Below are 1,969 nucleotides of genomic sequence, written 5' to 3'. Positions count from 1 at the left end.
GGGTGAACACCCCCCGCCTGACGGGCCGGAGCCCCTTTCCGCCGCTCAGACATAAACCCAACTCGCTGCAGAAAGGGGCCCCGGCCCGTCTCCCTCCCCGCCCTCAGTGCCTCCACCGAAACCGCCCGCTTCCCGCGCTCTGTTTCCGCTTCCCCCGCTCCGTCGACACCGCTCTTCTCCAACGCCAACGCGACGCCACAACCACCACGCACGTGCTCCGCAACTGCTGCGCGGCGGTCGTGCCGTCGCTCACACGTTTTCTGTCCCTCCCTACGCCCTCCCCATGCCCCGCTTACGCTGCCTTTTGCTCACCTTGCACGGCGTCTAACTCGGCTTGCGTCAGTAAATACACACCCTCTAAGTCCTGCTCGTCGCAGTTGTGTCCCTCACCACCCCGGTCCACCACGACGAAGTCACTCACCTCATGCAACGCCAGCAACGGGTGATGCCACACACCCTTTGCATAATTCACGCCCTGCCAGCCATCCGAGACGAACGCCCGCATCTGACTCACATCCAATTCGCCCGCCGGCGCAACCACCACCAGATACGGCGTGCTCTTCAACGGAATGAACGCCTGACTACCCAACGGGTGTCGCTCCAACATCTTCACCTCGTACGGCAACTGCCGCGGCTGTCCCCGAAACACGTTCACCAACGTCCGACCACCCTCGGGCCCCAGATCCACCGTCGCCAGATCATGGAACCGCTCTGTCGTCCCGCCATTGATCGCGAAATGCTTCGCTCCCGCCAACTCGATCACATCGCCAAACGCCGCAAACGCCTCGCGCGTCAACCGCTCGATCTTCAATGCCGGTCCCGCCATGTCACGCTCTCCATTTTTTCTCTATTCATTGCACACCCGCACACACCAGTCGCCTGATGGTCGCGCCGACGCCCGGCCGACGCTTCCATCGCAACCCTCGTGCGCGCGGGCTCTCTCTCTGGTTACTTCGTGTCGCTCAGGCGACCCCACAGACGCAGACGCGAGACGCCGCCGTCCGGAATGATGTTGAAGCGGATGTGCGTAATCGCCCCCAGCTTCTGCACCTGCTCTTCGAAGTGGAACTGCTTGTCCATCGCTAGCTTCTGCTCCGGCAACAACACCGGCCAGAACATCGATTGCGTGATGAGAGACTGCTCGGTGCCGCCCGTGACATACGCCGCCTGTATCGAACAACGATCTGGGAAGTTGCCCTTGAAGTGCGCGGTGTCGACTTCGATCTTGCCAATCTCGCCCGGCTGCGCCAACGCAATGATCGCCCAGTCATTACCCGGCTCGCGACGACGACGCGTCTCCCAGCCATCCCCCATGTTCACGCCACGGCCCGGCATGAGCAGATTGGACGCCATGCCGAAGTGCTGGTTGTTGGCCGCCACGACGTAACCGCCGTTTTCCATCGCGATCAGATCGATCAACTCGTCGCGCGAACGATTGGCCCAGTCGCTTTGCGGCAAGCCATACAGACGCAGACGTGCAAGACCACCATCCGGGTACAGGTTCACGCGCACGTGCGTTGCCGCCCGTTGCTGGGTGATGGCGTGGTAGTGATGCGAGTTGCCCTGCAACGTGGTCGAAGGCAGCAGTTCGAACCATTCGGCCGCGTCAGATGGCGCGCTGTCCGGGCTGTAGCAGCCTTCGAGCGAGGCGGCCGGCGGGAAGTTGCCGGTGAAGTGGCTCGTGTCGAGATCGACACCGAACAACACGCCCGGGCGGGCGAGCTTGACGATGCACCAGTCGTAGCCGTTCACACGCTTGCGGCGCGTCTCCCAGCCATCCATCCACTTGCCGTTATCGTCGTACTTGCCCGGGATGAAGACGGCCGGCTCAGGGTTGAGCATGCGCTCTTTGGCCGCAAAGAATTCGTCGCTGGCGACCAGCGCCTGTGCACCCAGACGCGGATCGGCCAGGTTGACGTAACGGCGCACGAATTCCGGTGCGTTCGGGTCTTGCGGGGCGAGGGCCATG

2 protein-coding genes are annotated in these 1,969 nt (G+C 63.0%); both read right to left on the bottom strand.

Annotated elements, in window-relative coordinates; genetic code table 11:
• Nucleotides 1–292 precede the first annotated feature (292 nt).
• Nucleotides 293–826, bottom strand: coding sequence for an ureidoglycolate lyase (locus C5N93_RS14205; RefSeq protein WP_242559770.1), 534 nt, complete (start codon nt 824–826; stop codon nt 293–295).
• A gap of 122 nt (nt 827–948) precedes the next feature.
• The gene (alc, locus tag C5N93_RS14200; protein WP_242559769.1) at nt 949–1,968 is read right to left on the bottom strand and encodes an allantoicase; all 1,020 of its coding nucleotides are present in this window, start codon (nt 1,966–1,968) and stop codon (nt 949–951) included.
• Between the last annotated feature and the right edge of the window lies 1 nt (nt 1,969).

Origin of the sequence: Pandoraea sp. LA3 (genome assembly GCF_022696215.1) — a bacterium.
In the GTDB taxonomy this organism is placed as follows: domain Bacteria; phylum Pseudomonadota; class Gammaproteobacteria; order Burkholderiales; family Burkholderiaceae; genus Pandoraea; species Pandoraea capi.
This window is presented reverse-complemented; position numbering and strand designations above follow the sequence as displayed.